Source organism: Mycobacterium sp. (assembly GCF_004298145.1).
In the GTDB taxonomy this organism is placed as follows: Bacteria; Actinomycetota; Actinomycetes; order Mycobacteriales; family Mycobacteriaceae; genus Mycobacterium.
This window is the reverse complement of the sequence record NZ_SCRH01000040.1, coordinates 35465-49939: the sequence shown is the minus strand read 5'-3', so window position 1 is coordinate 49939 and position 14475 is coordinate 35465. Positions and strand designations below refer to the sequence as shown.

13 protein-coding genes and 2 pseudogenes are annotated in these 14475 nt (G+C 65.9%); 7 read left to right on the top strand and 8 right to left on the bottom strand.

What is annotated here, in order from left to right; translation table 11 throughout:
* Window position 1 precedes the first annotated feature (1 nt).
* On the bottom strand, window positions 2–1492 hold the full coding sequence (locus EPN51_RS16390; protein WP_293044443.1) for a hypothetical protein: 1491 nt from the start codon (window positions 1490–1492) through the stop codon (window positions 2–4).
* Between the two features lie 147 nt (window positions 1493–1639).
* Complete coding sequence (locus EPN51_RS16385) at window positions 1640–2131, bottom strand: GreA/GreB family elongation factor (RefSeq protein WP_293044441.1); 492 nt, start codon at window positions 2129–2131, stop codon at window positions 1640–1642.
* 176 nt (window positions 2132–2307) lie between these two features.
* Between EPN51_RS16385 and EPN51_RS16380 the strand changes: the two genes are divergently transcribed.
* Both EPN51_RS16380 and EPN51_RS16375 read left to right on the top strand, forming a co-directional pair.
* Window positions 2308–3069, top strand: a complete 762-nt coding sequence (locus tag EPN51_RS16380) for an SPW repeat protein (protein WP_293044439.1) — start codon at window positions 2308–2310, stop codon at window positions 3067–3069.
* 52 nt (window positions 3070–3121) lie between these two features.
* On the top strand, window positions 3122–3412 hold the full coding sequence (locus tag EPN51_RS16375) for a hypothetical protein (RefSeq protein ID WP_293044437.1): 291 nt from the start codon (window positions 3122–3124) through the stop codon (window positions 3410–3412).
* A gap of 277 nt (window positions 3413–3689) precedes the next feature.
* On the opposite strand, the pseudogene EPN51_RS16370 reads toward EPN51_RS16375, so the two are convergent.
* The 6 genes and pseudogenes from EPN51_RS16370 to ftsH form a co-directional block, all read right to left on the bottom strand.
* A pseudogene (locus EPN51_RS16370) lies at window positions 3690–3920 on the bottom strand (carboxymuconolactone decarboxylase family protein); the annotation flags it as partial.
* 252 nt (window positions 3921–4172) lie between these two features.
* The gene (locus EPN51_RS16365; RefSeq protein ID WP_293044435.1) at window positions 4173–5879 is read right to left on the bottom strand and encodes an FAD-dependent oxidoreductase; all 1707 of its coding nucleotides are present in this window, start codon (window positions 5877–5879) and stop codon (window positions 4173–4175) included.
* Window positions 5857–6123, bottom strand: coding sequence for a UBP-type zinc finger domain-containing protein (locus tag EPN51_RS16360; protein WP_293044434.1), 267 nt, complete (start codon window positions 6121–6123; stop codon window positions 5857–5859). Before EPN51_RS16360 ends, EPN51_RS16365 begins: the two co-directional genes overlap by 23 nt.
* Before the next feature lie 9 nt (window positions 6124–6132).
* Window positions 6133–6570 (bottom strand): thioredoxin, encoded by a 438-nt coding sequence (gene trxA, locus EPN51_RS16355; protein ID WP_293044432.1) that lies wholly within the window; start codon window positions 6568–6570, stop codon window positions 6133–6135.
* Between the two features lie 13 nt (window positions 6571–6583).
* Window positions 6584–7117 (bottom strand): annotated as a pseudogene (locus EPN51_RS16350) (AAA family ATPase); the annotation flags it as partial.
* Between the two features lie 434 nt (window positions 7118–7551).
* Entirely contained in the window at window positions 7552–9540 is a 1989-nt protein-coding gene (gene ftsH, locus EPN51_RS16345) for an ATP-dependent zinc metalloprotease FtsH (RefSeq protein ID WP_293044428.1), read from the bottom strand.
* A 215-nt stretch (window positions 9541–9755) separates the two neighbouring features.
* Between ftsH and EPN51_RS16340 the strand changes: the two genes are divergently transcribed.
* From EPN51_RS16340 to pgsA, 5 genes are all read left to right on the top strand, one after another.
* Window positions 9756–10349, top strand: coding sequence for an NADPH-dependent FMN reductase (locus tag EPN51_RS16340; RefSeq protein ID WP_293044426.1), 594 nt, complete (start codon window positions 9756–9758; stop codon window positions 10347–10349).
* Window positions 10350–10551: 202 nt separating this feature from the next.
* Entirely contained in the window at window positions 10552–10968 is a 417-nt protein-coding gene (locus EPN51_RS16335; RefSeq protein WP_293044424.1) for a general stress protein, read from the top strand.
* 187 nt (window positions 10969–11155) lie between these two features.
* Window positions 11156–13264: a threonine--tRNA ligase gene (thrS, locus tag EPN51_RS16330; RefSeq protein ID WP_293044423.1), complete on the top strand. Its 2109-nt coding sequence runs from the start codon at window positions 11156–11158 to the stop codon at window positions 13262–13264.
* Complete coding sequence (locus EPN51_RS16325; RefSeq protein ID WP_293044421.1) at window positions 13257–13832, top strand: HIT domain-containing protein; 576 nt, start codon at window positions 13257–13259, stop codon at window positions 13830–13832. Before thrS ends, EPN51_RS16325 begins: the two co-directional genes overlap by 8 nt.
* Window positions 13829–14470, top strand: coding sequence for a phosphatidylinositol phosphate synthase (gene pgsA / locus EPN51_RS16320; protein WP_293044419.1), 642 nt, complete (start codon window positions 13829–13831; stop codon window positions 14468–14470). The genes EPN51_RS16325 and pgsA overlap by 4 nt, the downstream gene beginning before the upstream one ends.
* Window positions 14471–14475: the final 5 nt, after the last annotated feature.

The following is a 14475-nucleotide window of genomic DNA, read 5'->3' as shown; positions in this document are numbered from 1 at the left end:
GTCACCTGCACGCAGGGTTAGCCGCCGTCGGGATGGTCAGGAAAGTGATGGTGGCGGGGGTCAGGGTCAACTCGCCGGCCCGGGTTGGCGCGCCGGCCAGCGTCGGCAATGCGTTGTCGGGACCGAGGGCAAGCGGTTGGCCATTGAGACGTACAGATTTGTTGTCCAACGGCGCGGCGTCGAGGGTGTAGCGCTCTGCGGCGGTGGGCAGTGTCAGGGTGCGGGCAGCGCTGCGATCGTTGTTGATGGCGAGCAGCGATACGCCACCGCGTGATCCGGGTAGGCAGTGCGCATAGAGGTGCAATCCCGCTTGGATCGGCACGCCGGTGTCCAGCACGGTCGGACCCATCAACCGGTGCCACAGCAGCGCCGCCCAATAGTTCGGCTTGGGGGTGAAGTCGTTCTCGTCGAGCAGCCCGTAGTCGCTGGCCGCGAGGGTGTTGTGGGTCACCACCCGCACACCTTCTTTGGCCAATCTGCCGAGTTGATCCAGATAGCGGAAGCTATCCAAAAATGTTGCTGCCCAATGGTTTCCGCCACAGGCGGCGTCGGCGACTTCGGTTACCCACAGCGGCTTGCCGGGTTGGTAGGTGTCGCGCAGGCCGCCGTAGAAAGCCCGGGTCTGGCTGGTGCGTCCCAGCCAGTCCTCGGACAGGGCGTCTTGGGCCGTGGTCTGCGGCATGCCCAGCCCGGCGCAGCGTTGGGACGCCGCGCCGTAGTGATGGTAGGAGAAGGCGCCGGTACCTGGCCCGGCCGCGGCGAGCATGTCCGAGGTCGCGATGGTGCCCGCGGTTCCATAGGTCATGCTCCAGGGTCCAGGCGTCTCACCGACCGACCCGGGGCCCAGGATCGTCATGTGCGGCGCGGCCTGATCGGCGAATGCCTTGAACGCCTTGAAGTCGCGGCCGTAGGCAGCGGCGTCATAACCTTGGGGCGCGCCGCCCATCGCAGCCATCGTCGGCTCGTTCATGAATTCGGCTGCCGAGATGTTCCCACCGATCGAGCGCGTGTAGTCCAACCAGCGGCGCGCCACCTCAGGGGTCCATACCCCATTCGGGTCCCGCGTGCCCGGGCTGATGGCGAACGTGGACACGATGTTCGCGTCCACGGCTTTCGAGAAATCAACCACGCCCTGCCATGCGCCGCGGCTCAGCACACCGTTGAAGCCCGCAGGCGGTGTCACGGGCGGCGGGTCGGTGTCGGCGAAGTAGGTGGTATTGGCCCAAGTGCCGCTGACGCGGACATAGGCCGGCCCGAGCGCGGCGGCCAGCGCCCGCAGCCGGGGATTGGTCAACTCAAGCGGCGGCCGGTACCGATAGATGTTCGGATCCATCCCCGCCGGAACCGAATTCGAGGGCGGCGGGGACACCGGCGCGGTGGCAGCGCCGTAAGGCTTCCAGAAGTAGCCGCCTGTCACCTCGAGCATTTCCACGTTGTAGGACTGGTAACGCTCATCAACGGTGCCGGAACGGGCCAGAGTTGCGGGGTCCACGGACGCGCTCCCTTTGTCGCGCACCGCCGGGCCGCACGCCGCACCACCAAGAGCGATCACCGCAGCAGCGACGCGGATCACGCGGCACGTCATCGAAACCCCCAATTGCAGAACAACTCGCGACAATCCGTGGCGCGGCCAACCCGCTCAGCGTGGTTGGGGAAACTTGACTTCCAGCAGCTGGACCTGTTCTCGCCCCCTGGGCGTCGAATAGCTCACCGTGTCACCGGGCTGGTGGCCCGCCAGGGCCACGCCCAACGGGCTGTCCGCGGTCAGGCTGGCATCTTCGTCGCCGGACGGAGTCTCCTCGACGATGCCGACCACCCGCATGTGAACAACTCCGGCCGTGGGGAACCGTAGGGTCAATTCGGTACCGTCGGGCAGCCTCCCGGATGGCACGGCTACCGGTACTCCGCCCCGTAACACCCAGTTGAGCTGGCTGATGCGATCGTCGATGGCGGCCACTTCGTCGGCGCGCTGGATGGCGTCGGCCGCGTCCCCGTGATCGCCGACCGTATCCTGGTCGCCTTCGAACTCGGCCGCCAGGCGATCGCGACGCTGCCTGAGCTGGGTCAGCTCGTCGGCGATCCGATCACGCTCCTCGTCCGAAAACTCGGCCGATGTTTGTTCCCCGCTCATGCTCATCAACTTCTCTCGGTTTGCGGATGCAGGATCGTTCGACGCGTGAGCGACGAACGTCGTCGTCAGGAACCGTCTACCCGGATGCGGCCCTCGCGACTCAACTCCTCCAATCGTTGTCAGATTCGTCCACCGTGGCCATGGTCCGTGCTCGGCAACGGGTGTTAAGTGGGTCTATGACCTCAAATAGAGCGTGGATCGGCTGGGCCGCATTAGCCGTCGGCGTCTGCGCCGTCGTGGCGGCGTTCGCGGCCAGCTCGACGCGGGTCGGGGAAGGTTTCGCCTTCGGCTTCGGCGCCTTCATCGTCTTCTTCGGGGTGTTGTCCGTCCTCGCCCGCAACCGCAGTCCCGATCACTGGGGCCTGGTCGTCGTGGGCCTGACCATGTTCATCGTCCCGTTCCTCGGCAACGGCTACAACGCCGATCTCGGGGCCTCCTGGACGTGCTGGGTGGCCGGCGGCCTCGCCATGATCCTCGGCGGCATCGGCTGGGTGGGCGGCAAGACGCCAACCGAGTACGGCGTCAACGAGATCGGCAGCGGCCAAGTGCAGCGAAGCGCACTGAGCTTCTGGATCGGGCGCGCGGCGCTCGCCGTCGGCCTCGCCAGCGTGCTCCTGGGCATCGCGGCGCACACGACCGCAGCGGGGGTCGCCGTCATGATCGGCCTGGGAGGGCTGACGGCGGTGTTCGCCGTTTGGTCGCTGCTCGCCGTCGACCCCACACACGACTTTCTGACGCTGGCCTGCACGGGATTCGCGCTGTTCCTCGCGCCGTGGGTCGCCGGATTCAACGGGGACACCGCCGCGTGGACGGCGTGGGTGTCGGGTGCCCTCATCGCGGCCCTTGGGGTGGCCGGTTACCTGCGGGGTGAGCGCCGGGGCTTCGCGACGACCGTGCGCGACGATGCCGTTGAGCGGTACCGCGAACGATACCGCTGACGCCGCGCAGGCTTGGGCGCAAGGCGAACAGGTGGACTGGAGGGCTGATCGGATGAGCGATGAAACCGCGTACTACCGCGCTGATGTGTCAGGCCTTAAACGCGGAGACCCCGCCACCCGCACGTTTGATCCGCTCGATGACAAGGAATACACGTACGCGACAACCCGTCTCGACGTGGCGCGGGCGATCGCCGCAAGGCATACCGATTACTTGGTGTACCGCGTTCTGCTCAACGAGCCGATCGAAGCGGACCCCGGCGCTGCCCGTGATGGTGTCGGGGAATGGTTCGTCAGGTCTCCGTCGGGCGCGGTGGTGGGTGTCGTCGATGAGAAGGCAACCTGACGGCCTGAGCCAACCGCTTACTCGTCAACTCGAACGATCACCGCGTAATTCGGCGCCATCGCGCGGTGCAGCCACGACCTGTGGGGAGCGGCCCCAACGAATGCAACCGCGGCGCCGCTGCCGCCAAAATCGGGAATTCACAGATTAGACAACGAAATTGGTTAACGAATACGCCGAACACCTCGCGGAAGTCGTGCCACCCGGTCACCAAGGATCGGCATGGCGGTATCGGGCCGCTCGCCCGCGCTGTCTCCCCGAGCGTTGGGGCAAGATGGCATCAGTCCGGTGAGCGATGGGTCGGTGCTTTCCCGTCGGGTGGCCAACTTTCGGCGCCCTCGTCGAGAGGCACTTGCAGGCTGTGCAGAATGGTGGCGATCATCCGCCATGTGCCGATGGCGCTGACCAATTCGATCAGGACAGCAGGGTCAGGCCCGAGTTCGCGTTCGCAGGCGGCCCAGATCGCGGCACTGATTGCGCCGTCGCGCACAACGTCGTCGGCGGCGGCAAGCGCGACGCGGGTCATCGGAAGCTGCCCGCAACAGGGTCGCGTTGTTCTAGATCCACGCGTCAAACCGAAAGTGATGGCCACACCGGCGAACTCGGGGCCCACCGCACTAGCCATCGGTATCAACACGGACAGCACATTGACCACCGCCACATCCTGACCGGGCTGATCCGTAGCGTGCGTTCAAGCTCCCCGGGATCGGCCATTCAACTTCCATCGACAAGCCAGCGTGCTGGACTGGCCCGAGCCCAGCGGTCACGTCACAAAGTATCCCTGGATCTGCTGGATTGCCATGGCTCCTTCTCCGACAGCCGAGGCAACCCGCTTGACTGAGCCGCTGCGTACGTCTCCGGCGGCGAACACGCCGGGCAGACTTGTCTCGAGCGGCATGGGCAGTCGTCGAGACGTTGGCAGCGGACGGCCGGTATCTGAATGGAGCGCGGCGGGACCGGTCGGGATGAAGCCGTGGTCATCGAGGGCGATCGTGCCTTGCAGCCACGAGGTTTTGGGATCGGCTCCGATGAAGATGAACAAGGCGCTGGTGGTGATATGGCGCTGCGCGCCGGTGCGGTTGTCTTGGATCACAACGGTTTTGAGGGCACTATTTCCGTGCACCTGATGGACTTCTGTGTTCAGATGGATTGAAATCCGGGGGGTCTGTTCGACTTGGTCGACCAGGTACCTGGACATGCTCTTGGTCAGGTCGTCACCTCGGATCAGCAGGTGTACCCCGGATACCCGAGAGGCCAGGAAGACGGCCGCTTGGCCCGCGGAGTTTCCGCCCCCGACAACGACCACCGGCCCGCCGCCGCACATCAGCGCCTCTTGATAGGTGGCGGCATAGTAGACGCCATTGCCTTCGTACGCGTCGAGTCCAGGAATGGTGAGCTTGCGATATCGGGCTCCGGTAGCCAGCACCACCGCACGGCTGAGCAATATCGCGTCATCGGCTAGGCGGATCTGGTATGCACCGTCGGCCCGGTCGAGCCGAACGGCCTGCGCGGATACCGCAATCCGCGCGCCGAACTTCTGAGCTTGCACGATCGCCCGTTCGGCCAGTTCGGCTCCGGAAATGCCGGCAGGGAATCCGAGGTAGTTTTCGATGCGCGACGAGGTTCCGGCCTGTCCACCGGCAGCGACCGACTCGGCGGCTGCTGTCCGTAGGCCGTCAGAGGCTCCGTAGACCGCCGCGCTCAGGCCGGCGGGTCCGGTGCCGATGATGACCAGATCGAATTCCTCGCGAGCTGTGTCGGGTACCGGCAACCCCACGAGACGAGCCAGGTCGGCGTCGGTGGGATTGCGCAGCACCTTGTCGGCCCAGATCACGATAGGCGTGTCCTTGGGTCCTATCCGGAAGCGTCGGAGCAACCGCTCGGCGTTCGGATCGCGTTCCACGTCCAGCCACCTGTACGGCAGCCGGTGGCGGGCGGCAAATCGCCGCAGCCGCAACGTATCCGGGGAGTAGCAGGAGCCAATGATACGGAGTCCGGACCCCTGTTCGACGAGCAGGCCGCGCCGCACCAGGTAGGCGCGCAGAATCAGGTCGCTGAGCTCAGGGTCGTTGGTGACGACCCGCCAGACCTCTTGCGTCGGTATGACGAGGGCCTCACCGGGTTCGATCACGGTGGCGGTGTAGAACGCGGGTTGGCCCTCCAGGTCGGCCAACTCGCCGAGGAACCGCCGCGCGCCGTGTACCCGGATGACGTAGCGGCCGCCGAGTTCGTCGGTGGCGGTGATCGAGACCTTGCCGGAGAGGATGACGAAGAAGTCGCGAGAGTGCTTTCCTTCGGAGACCAGCGTCTCACCAACGCTCAAGGGCCGTCTGGGGCCGTTCGCTTTCAGGGCCGTGATTTGATGGTCGGAGAGCCGGGGGTATGCGCCGTAGAGGTCGGGCGTCTCGGCCGGCGATTCGCCGTCGCCGGGTTCATCGCCGACAGCGCTAGACGTAGTTCTCGTGGACATAGCACCACCGCCAGTCTTCGCCCGGCTCCATCGATTCCACGATCGGGTGGCCGGGGGTGTGGGCGTGCTCCCGGGCGTGCCGCATGGGCGAGGAGTCGCAGCAGCCGACATGACCGCATGTCAGGCATAGCCGCAAATGCACCCACCGCGTCCCGAGTCGCAGACATTCCTCGCAGCCGTTTGGTGTTCGTGGGCTCACCGGTCGGATCGCGGCCACATCGGGGTCCATGCCTAACGAGGTCATGTTTGTCTCCTAGGTGGTTTTGGCCGGCAGTGCTTGGTCAAGCCAAGTTCTCAATGCCGCAATCGGGGCTGCCCCGGACTGCCGCGCCAGTACCCGGCCGTTCTCGGTGACCAGTAGCGTCGGAATACTTTGCACCCCAAAGCGTTGCGCGATCACCGGCGCGGCGTCCACGTTGATCTTGACCAGTTTCAATTGACCGGCGCGTTCGCTGGCCAGCTGTTCCAGCGCGGGGCTGACCATCCGGCACGGTCCGCACCAGGGCGCCCACAGGTCGACAAGCACTGGCAGCGAGGACTTCTCGACAACATCAGCGTAATCGGTGTCGCCGGCTTCGGTGATCCAGGGCAACCAGTGCTGACATTGGGCGCAGCGCGGCCTGCCCGACGCCGTTGCCGCTACTCGGTTGCGCCGCCCGCAGTTGGGACATTGCACGATATCGGTTTGCATGCCGGTACGCTCCTCACGCGGCCTGCGCCGCTTCCGAATAGCCCACCGCCAGTTCGCCGTTGTCCACACTGACTTCGATCTTTCCCCCGGCGGTGATCTCACCGCTCCGCAGCGCGCGCCCGACTCGGATCTCTACTTCAAGGGCGATGTGGCGGCGCAGCGGGCGGGCACCGTAGACCGGGTCGTAGCCGGGCTCGGCGATCAATCGTTCAGCCTCGGTGGTGATCTCGAGTTGGATTTGCCGTTCCGCCAACCGGTTTCGCAGTCCTTGCAGCTGGAGATCGACGATGCGCTCGATCTGCGGCAGAACCAGCGGCGTGAACAGCACAATGTCGCCGACGCGGTTGAGGAATTCGGGCCGGAAGTGGCCGCGCAACTCGGCCATCACCTTCCCGCGCGCATCCGGCGTGATTTCGCCGTCGGCGGTCACCCCGTCGAGCAGGTAGTGCGATCCGATGTTGGAGGTCATGATGACCACCGTGTTGCGACAGTCGACCTGGCGTTCCTGCGCATCGGTGAGCCGTCCGTCGTCGAGCACCTGCAACAGCAGGTTTGAGCATGTTGCTGGCATCTAGGGCGCCTTCGACCGCACCCGCGCCCGACTGCTGTTGCCATCACTGAATCCTTCCGCTTCTGTTGTCAGCATGCCGACCCAGCACGAGAGCGTCGCGCATATCCGCGGATGCCCGGCACGATCGCCGGTAAACCCAGCACGGGCATTGCGTCGGGAAGTGGGCCACATACGCAAGACGCGGGTTAGTTCGGCGGATTTGCCTTCTTGATAGCGATCCGCGCGGCCGATACGGATGGCGGGCATTCAGGCCCGTCAGCGGGAGCGGTTCAGCTGTCATGAGATCCCCCATCAGTTTGAGGCCGATATGAATCTCGCATGCAATGCTAGTGGCCGGCCACGAATGCCGTGAACGATCCCGTCAAGGCACAAATCCGGGAGCCGGCCATGCCGGCCCGTCCGGTCGACATCTATCGGGTGGCCGCCAGCCTGGAGATACCGGCCGCTGCGTATACCTCGTCTTCGTCCAGCGTTTCTTGTTCGAGTAGTTCTGCGACGATGCTGTCGAGTCGATGCCCGTTCTCGCGCAGCAGTTTTCGCGCCTCGGCGTAGCAGGAATCGATCAGGCGGCGGACTTCTTCGTCTACGGTACTCAGCATCGCGTCGGAGATTCCCGCCATGCGCGGGTCGCCCTCTTTCGGCAGCACCGACACCGGGCCCACGAGCTCGGACATGCCCCACCGGCCGACCATGCCCCGCGCGATGGTGGTGCAGGTCTCCAGGTCGCTCTCCGAGCCGGTGGTGATCACACCGAAGACCTCTTCCTCCGCGGCCATCCCGCCGAGTGCCCCGGTGATGCGTCCGCGCAGGTATTCGGCCGAATAGCCGTAGCGGTCTTCCTCCGGAGTCGACAGCGTGACACCGAGTGCGCGACCGCGCGGGATGATGGAGACCTTCCGCACCGGGTCGGCGCCGGGTTGCAGCATGCCGATCAGGGCGTGGCCGGCTTCGTGATAGGCGGTCCGGCGGCGGTCCTCGGCGGGCAGCACCACGGTGCGCGCGGTGCCCAACTGGATCTTCTCCAGGGCCTCACTCAGGTTCCGGGCGGTCACCTCGGATTGGCCTGCCCCCGCGGCGGCCAACGCGGCCTCGTTGACGAGGTTCGCTAAGTCGGCACCCGTCATGCCCGGCGTGGCGGCGGAGACGCGGTCGAGATCCACGTCGTTGGCCAACGGCACCTTGCGGGTATGCACCCGCAGGATGTCGGTACGCCCCTTGCGGTCGGGCGGATTGACAACGATGGTCCGATCGAACCGTCCGGGCCGCAGCAGTGCCGGATCGAGGATGTCGGGGCGGTTGGTCGCGGCGAGCACCACCACACCTTCGGATCCGGTGAAACCGTCCATCTCGGCGAGAACCTGGTTCAGGGTTTGTTCGCGCTCGTCGTGGCCGCCAATGCCGACGACGTTGCTACGGGACCGCCCGATGGTGTCGATCTCGTCGATGAAGATGATCGCCGGCGCGACCTTACGGGCCTCTTCGAACAGTTCGCGGACACGGTAGGCACCCACGCCGACGATCATCTCGATGAACTCCGAGCCGCTGGCGGAGAAGAATGGCACGTCCGCCTCTCCGGCGGTGGCCCGGGCCAGCAGTGTCTTACCAGTTCCCGGTGGTCCGGTCAGCAGCACACCTTTGGGCGCGCGGGCACCGAGCTTGCGGTACTTGTCCGGGTCGCGCAGGAAGTCCACCACTTCACTGATCTCGACTTTGACCTCGTCGATGCCCGCGACGTCGGCGAAGGTGGTGCGAACCGATTCCGGGTCCACTGGCTTGCGCTTCTCACGACCGCCGAGGCCGCCGAGCATCCCTCCCATTCCGCCCATGGCCTTCTGGCTGCGTCTGAACATCCAGAACCAGAAGCCGAACAGCAGCAGCATGGGTGCAAACGAGATCAGCAAATTCAGCAGAACACCCCGCTCCTCGGTCAATGGTTTCGCGGAAACCGTTGCGCCGCTGGCTTCCAGCGCCGCGAGCAGATCGTCGTGGGCGAAAGTGGGCCGATGGGTGCTGAACCGCTCATAGGTGCGGGTTTTCTTCGACGTGGAGTCCTGGCCGGGAACCGGCTTGGGTTCGCGCAGGGTGCCCTCGATGGTGTCGCCGCGCGAGGACACCTCGGCTACGTTGTGTTGCTCGACCTGCACGGTGAAATCGGTGTAGGGGATCTGCGTCGGTCCGCCGCGACTGTCTTGAAACGACAGCAGACCGAACACCAGCAGGTAACCCAGTCCGAGGTAGATCAACACTCGCCACCATCTCGGGCGCTTGGGCCGGTCATCCGTCTCGCTATCCGGGGATGGCAGGCCCTCGGTGCGCCAGGGCTTCGGCCTACGCTCCTGCGACGGCGTCGGGGATTCGCCGTTGCCGGCCGACGGTGAGACACCCTTGCGATTGCCCATACGGCATGATCGTCCCCGCGCGAGCGATGTGGCAAACCATACTCCCGCGGTCCGGCTGAACCCCTTTCGCACAACCGGCGTGCGACGAACGCTCATGGCGGCTGTATTCGGTCGACCCGCCGGCCCGACGGTCGAGGGAGATCGAAGAAAAATCTTGCGAGCCACGACGTGGCGGAGGACGGTTGAATCTGCGTCGATCCGCGGGAGCTAAACCGATGCAGGAAGTGGGTAATGCAGTGAGCAGCTATACCGTTGGCTACATCGTCGGTAGCTTGTCGGCCGAGTCCATCAACCGCACCCTGGCCAAGGCGTTGATCCGCTTGGCTCCCGAGAACCTGAACTTTGTTGAGATCCCGATAAAGGATCTACCGGTGTACAACCGCGACCTCGACACCGATTACCCCCCGGCCGGGCGCGCCCTCAAGGAGGCGATCACCGCCGTGGACGCGGTGCTGTTCGTGACGCCGGAGTACAACCGCAGCATCCCGGGCAGCTTGAAGAACGCCATCGACTGGGCCAGTCGCCCCTGGGGGACGAACTCGTTTTCCCGTAAACCGTCGGCAGTGATCGGCACCTCGCCCGGCAAAATCGGCACCGCGGTGGGCCAGCAACATCTGCGCAGTGTGCTCGGCTATTGCGATTCACCTCAGATGACTGCCCCGGAAGCCTATATCGAGTTCACCACCAACCTGATCACCGATAACGGTGAGGTCACCGATGCGAGCACTGAGCAGTTCCTGAGCAAATTCATGTATGCGTTCGCGGACTTCATCAACCACGTCCTCTCGGTGCCGTCGGGCAGCGGCTGACGATATTGGGCGTCCAATCGATCACACGCTTCGCCCACCCGGACGGCGTTGTCGCCGAGGAAGTCTCGTTCGGCTTGGTCGGACAGTCAGGACAGGCCCGATTCGATCCAGATCGTCGTTGGGTTCGGGAATCCGCGTTTGCCGTAGGCGATTCACGCCAACCCGGCGGTGAACGGCCGTCAGAACCCGTCAGGAGATAGCAATGACTTACCCGTCCGGTCCGTCCGGTCCCAGCCAGCAGCGGCCTCCCGCCGAACCACCCATCCGGCGGGAGGTCGTCGCCATCGTGGGCGACGGCGTACGCACGGTCGAACACGTCACCGGCCGCCTGACCAACGGCAGGGCAGCCCTGGCGGGCGCCGGCGCCGGTGCCTGGTGGGGTCTGCTCATCGGCTTGCTTTTCGCGATCTTCACCGTCGGGCCGTACTGGATATGGGCGCTGCTCATCGCGACGGCGATCGGCGCGTTCCGGGGTGCGGTGTTCGGGTTCGTCGCGCACGCGTCGACGCGCGGCCGCCGTGACTTCTCCAGCGTGCAGACGCTGGAAGCCCAGCGCTACGACATCTGCGTCACCGCCGACTACGCGGCCGAAGCGGCCCGCTACGTCCACCCTGTGTGAGCCGCGGTGCTTCGATGCGGTGCCGAGCACCCGTGACCTGGCGCGGCCGCATGGCCGGGGGGTCCGGATGAGGGCGGTTACCTCCTAACAGGAGCGCGCCCGGCTTGCGCTGCTCGATGGCCCTGCTCGGCTTCGGACCGCCCCGATAGCATGGTCGTCGACCCCTCGAGCCTTGGAGACCGCCACAATGACCGTCCCCGCACACCCCGACTCGGGAGCCGATGGCGGCGACCCGCAGCGCCCGGCTGCGCCGGGCTTGCGATCGCCGCAAGCCCCGATCCGGGTGCCTGCCGGGACCACCGCGTCCGCCGCGGTGCGGGATGCGGGGCTCCCGGGCCGCGGGGCGCCCGACGCCGTCGTGGTGGTGCGCGACGCCGACGGGAAGCTGCGCGACCTGAGTTGGGCGCCCGACACCGACGCCGAGGTCGTCGCGGTGGCGGCCGACACCGACGAGGGCCGCAGCGTGATCCGGCATTCGGCGGCCCACGTGTTGGCCCAGGCCGTCCAGGAGCTGTTCCCGCAAGCCAAGCTGGGCATCGGGCCGCCCATCACCGACGGCTTCTACTACGACTTTGACGTGCCGGAGCCGTTCACCCCCGAGGACCTGGCGGCGCTGGAGAAGCGGATGCGTCAGATCGTCAAAGAGGGCCAGCTGTTCGAGCGTCGCGTCTACGAGTCCAAGGATCAGGCGCGCGCCGAGCTGGCCCGCGAGCCCTACAAGCTCGAACTCGTCGACGACAAGTCCGGTGATCCGGCGGTAATGGAAGTCGGCGGCGACGAGCTCACGGCCTACGATAACCTCAATCCGCGTACGCGGGAACGGGTTTGGGGTGACCTGTGCCGGGGCCCGCACATCCCGACCACCAAGCACATCCCCGCGTTCAAGCTCACCCGCAGCTCGGCCGCCTACTGGCGCGGCGACCAGAACAACGCCAGCCTGCAACGGATCTACGGCACGGCCTGGGAGTCGCAGGAAGCCTTGGAGCGTCACCTGACGCTGATCGAGGAGGCCCAGCGCCGCGATCACCGCAAGCTGGGCACCGAGCTGGACCTGTTCAGCTTCCCCGACGAAATCGGTTCCGGCTTGGCGGTTTTCCACCCCAAGGGCGGCGTTGTGCGTCGGGAACTGGAGGAGTACTCCCGGCGCAAGCACATCGCGGCCGGCTACGAGTTCGTCAATACCCCGCACATCACCAAGGCGGACCTGTTCCACACGTCCGGCCATCTGGATTGGTACGCCGAAGGCATGTACCCGCCGATGCACCTCGACGCCGAATACGACGAGGACGGGACCGTGCGCAAGCCGGGTCAGGACTATTACCTGAAGCCGATGAACTGCCCGATGCACACCCTGATCTTCCGATCGCGCGGGCGGTCCTATCGCGAACTTCCGTTGCGGCTCTTCGAATTCGGTACCGTCTACCGGTACGAGAAGTCCGGTGTGGTGCACGGGTTGACCCGGGCGCGTGGTTTCACCATGGACGATGCGCACATCTTCTGCACCCGCGAGCAGCTGCACGCCGAGCTGGCGTCGCTGCTGCGGTTCGTCCTCGAGCTGCTCGGCGACTACGGGCTGGAGGACTTTTATCTGGAGCTGTCCACCAAGGACCCGGACAAGTTCGTCGGCTCCGATGCCATGTGGGAAGAATCGACCGCTGCCCTGGCCGAGGTGGCGGCCGAATCCGGCCTGCAGTTGGTGCCCGACCCGGGCGGCGCGGCGTTCTACGGCCCCAAGATCTCCGTGCAGGCCCGCGACGCCCTGGGGCGCAGTTGGCAGATGTCGACCATCCAGGTGGATTTCAACTTCCCGGAGCGGTTCGGGCTGGAGTACACCGCCGCCGACGGAAGCCGGCAGCGGCCGGTGATGATCCATCGCGCGCTGTTCGGGTCGATCGAGCGGTTCTTCGGTATCCTCACCGAGCACTACGCCGGCGCGTTCCCGGCGTGGCTGGCGCCGGTGCAGGTGGTCGGTATCCCGGTTGCCGACGACCACGTCGACTACCTGAACGATGTTGCGGCGCAACTGCGCTCGCACGGGGTGCGGGTCGAGGTCGACGGCAGCGACGACCGGATGGCCAAGAAGATCGTCAACCACACCAACCTGCGGGTGCCATTCATGTTGCTCGCCGGCGACCGTGACGTTGCGGCGGGCGCGGTGAGCTTCCGCTTCGGCGACCGCACGCAGATCAACGGTGTGCCCCGTGACGGCGCGGTCGATGCCATCGTGAAGTGGATCGCTGATCGCGAGAACGACGCTCCCACAGCCGGACTCGTGAAAGTGGTGTCCGGTGAGTGATCGCGAACGGGCCGAGTCGCGCACCGACGACACCATCCTGGACAGGGGCGCCGGCGAGGAAGACCATCTGCAGCGGTTGTGGACGCCTTACCGGATGACCTACCTGGCCGAAGCGCCGATGAAGCGCGACAACGGCAAAACCGAGCAGCCCTTCACCGACATCCCACACCTGGCCGATGAAGACGGGCTGGTGGTCGCGCGCGGCGAACTCGTCTACGCCGTGCTCAACCTCTACCCGTACAACCCGGGGCACTTGATGGTGGTGCCCTACCGTCGGGTCTCCGAGCTGGAGGATCTGACGGCTCCGGAGAGCGCGGAGCTGATGTCCTTCATCCAGAAGGCAATTCGCGTCATCAAGAACGTGTCACGGCCGCACGGCTTCAACGTCGGCCTCAACTTGGGGACCTCGGCCGGCGGGTCGCTGGCCGAACACCTGCACGTGCACGTCGTGCCGCGCTGGGGTGGTGACGCCAACTTCATCACCATCATCGGCGGATCCAAGGTGATCCCGCAGTTGCTGCGTGAAACCCGCCAGCTGCTGGCGACGGAGTGGGCGAGACAAGAATGAGCAAAATGCCGTTCCTGTCGCGGGCGGCGTTCGCGCGGCTGACCACTCCGACGGCGAAAGCGTGCCTGCGGTTGGGTTTGACCCCCGACGTCGTCACGATCCTGGGCACCATCGTCGCCGTGGCGGGGGCGCTGACATTCTTCCCGATGGGCAAGCTGTTCATCGGCACGCTGGTGGTCTGGTTCTTCGTCCTCTTCGACATGCTCGACGGGGCGATGGCGCGGGAACGCGGCGGCGGCACCCGGTTCGGCGCGGTGCTGGACGCGACCTGTGACCGCGTCAGCGACGGCGCTGTGTTCTGTGGCCTGCTGTGGTGGATCGCCTTCGGCCTGCACGACAAGCTGCTGGCGGTGGCCACGCTGATCTGCCTGGTCACCTCGCAGGTGATCTCCTACATCAAGGCCCGGGCCGAAGCCAGCGGGTTGCGCGGCGACGGCGGCATCATCGAACGGCCCGAGCGGCTGATCATCGTGCTGGTCGGCGCCGGCATATCGGACTTTCCGTTCGTCGCCTGGCCGCCGGCGCTGCCCGTGGCGATGTGGCTGTTGGCGGCGGCCAGCCTCATCACCTGCGCGCAGCGGTTGCACACGGTGCGCACCTCGCCGGGTGCGACCGACCGTGGATCGGCCGCGCCGTGATTCCC